At 67.9% G+C, this 2,087-nt stretch carries 2 protein-coding genes and 1 pseudogene; all 3 read left to right on the top strand.

Going from position 1 to position 2,087, the window contains the following annotated elements; genetic code table 11:
- Window positions 1-143: 143 nt before the first annotated feature.
- Complete coding sequence (locus tag CIC12_RS09890; RefSeq protein WP_174771991.1) at window positions 144-1,346, top strand: acyl-CoA/acyl-ACP dehydrogenase; 1,203 nt, start codon at window positions 144-146, stop codon at window positions 1,344-1,346.
- A gap of 24 nt (window positions 1,347-1,370) precedes the next feature.
- Window positions 1,371-1,976 (top strand): SAM-dependent methyltransferase, encoded by a 606-nt coding sequence (locus tag CIC12_RS09885; RefSeq protein ID WP_168663944.1) that lies wholly within the window; start codon window positions 1,371-1,373, stop codon window positions 1,974-1,976.
- Window positions 1,973-2,087, top strand: a pseudogene (locus tag CIC12_RS09880) (glycosyltransferase); the annotation flags it as partial. The gene CIC12_RS09885 and the pseudogene CIC12_RS09880, both read left to right, overlap by 4 nt.

Below are 2,087 nucleotides of genomic sequence, written 5' to 3'. Positions count from 1 at the left end.
TCTTTCCTGTTGCCTGTTTTCCTGAAACACAGCGATGTGGCCGGGCGTTCGGCGCCTGAGGCACATCACTTGCTACGTGTCTGCAAAGGCAGCGGCCGGCCAACGTCCGCGCGCAGCAGATTCAATCGTTTCAGGGAGGCAGAATGCTCGATACGCGTGACCAGAGGGCGGGTGCGGCTGGCGTCAAGGCGGCGCGGCGCTCGCCGGGGCCGGGCGGAAGCGGCGAGCGTGACTCGCCTCTGACAACACGGGCGCCGTGCCATCCGCAGCCCGGCCGGCAAACTGCCACCTCGCTTGAAGAATTTCTGCACACCACGCGTTTCGATCCCAACGACCCTGCCGCGCTCGGCAACATGTTGCGCACACTGGTCGACTGCGGCTATGACCGCGCACCGTCGCTGCCGTTGCCCGCGCATGGCCAGACGCTGGAGCGCTGGCGCGCGTTGGCGGCGGTGGCCGCATGCGATCTCGGCCTCGTCAAACTGTTCGAGGGCCACACCGACGCGCTCGCCATCCTCGCCGAATTGCGCGGTCCCACGCCACCGGCGGCGAGCCGCTGGGCCGTCTGGGCCGCCGAGCCGCCCGATGCACGGGTAGAGGCGGTCAATACGGCTAAAGTAGGAATCCGAAGCGATGAAGGGCAGGTTCGATTGACCGGCACCAAGGCCTGGTGTTCGGGCGCGGGAAGCGTCAGCCATGCGCTCGTGACCGCATGGCTGGATGAGGCGCCGGTGCTGGTTGCCGTCGCGATGGACCAGGCGTCGATCGCGATCGATACGTCGAAGTGGCAGGCGGTCGGCATGCAGGCCACCGCGAGCGCCGACGTTTGTTTCGATGGCACGCAGGCCACGCTGGTCGGCGCGCCGCATGCGTATGTGCGCCGACCAGGCTTCTGGCACGGCGGCGCAGGCATTGCCGCGTGCTGGTACGGCGCGGCGGCGCAGATTGGCCGCACGTTGCGCGACGCCAGCGCCCAGCGCGCCGATCCCCATCGTCTTGCGCACCTCGGCGCGGTCGAGGTCGCATTGCAAGCGGCGGCTGCCGTATTGCGCGAGACCGCCGCTCATATCGACGCGCATCCCCTTGCGGATGCGCAACGCGAAGCGATGCGCGCGCGCCTCGTCGTCGAAGAAGCGGCAACGGCGGTCATGCATCACGCGACGCGCACGCTCGGCGCGGGGCCGTTGTGCCGCAATGCACGCTTCGCACGCGCACTCGCGGACTTGCCGGTGTTTCTGCGCCAAAGTCACGCCGAGCGCGATCTCGCGGCGCTCGGCGAACTGGTTGCCTCGGCCTGTCGCAACGACGCCCCGATGCACGCAGGAGATGCGTCGTGGACACTCTGATCCCATGCCCGGAGGGTCGCTGAGATGAACTCGACGGCGTTGTACTTCGATCATCTCTACCAGCAGAGCGACGACCCGTGGAATCTTCGCGAAGGCTGGTATGAACGCCGCAAGCGTTCGCTCACGCTCGCCTTGCTGCCGCGGCCACGCTATCGGAATGCCTTCGAACCCGGCTGCGCGAACGGCGAATTGACTGTCGAGCTCGCGATGCGCTGCGACACGCTGCTCGCCGCCGATCTGCACGAGCGGGCTGTGGCGCTCGCGCGCGAGCGTGTGGCCGGTGCGCCGCAAGTCCGTGTCGAGCAGCGCACGGTGCCGCGGGAATGGCCGACCGAAGCGGGGCCGTTCGATCTGATCGTCATCAGCGAATTCGCGTATTACCTCGATGCAGCCGAGCTGGAAACGCTGGCCGCGCGGATCGCCGCGTCGCTCACGACCGACGGCACGCTGCTCGCCTGTCACTGGCGCCGGCCCTTCGCCGAAGCGCTCGAATCCGCCGACGCCGCGCATGCGTTGTTCGATGCGCGCTGCGGCCTGTCGCGTCTCGCGCATCACGACGAAGCCGATCTGCTGATCGACGTCTGGTCGCGCGACGCACGTTCGGTAGCGCAACGCGAGGGGCTCTTATGATCGGCGTGATCGTTCCGGCACATAACGAAGAGGCGTTGCTGGCGCCTTGCCTCGCGGCGCTGATCGAAGCGTCGCGCCACAAGGATCTCGCGGGCGAGGCGGTGCGCATCG

Source organism: Paraburkholderia sp. SG-MS1 (assembly GCF_012275575.1).
Lineage (GTDB): Bacteria > Pseudomonadota > Gammaproteobacteria > Burkholderiales > Burkholderiaceae > Paraburkholderia.
The sequence above is the reverse complement of the archived record's forward strand: the minus strand, read 5'-3'. Positions and strand labels throughout refer to the sequence as shown.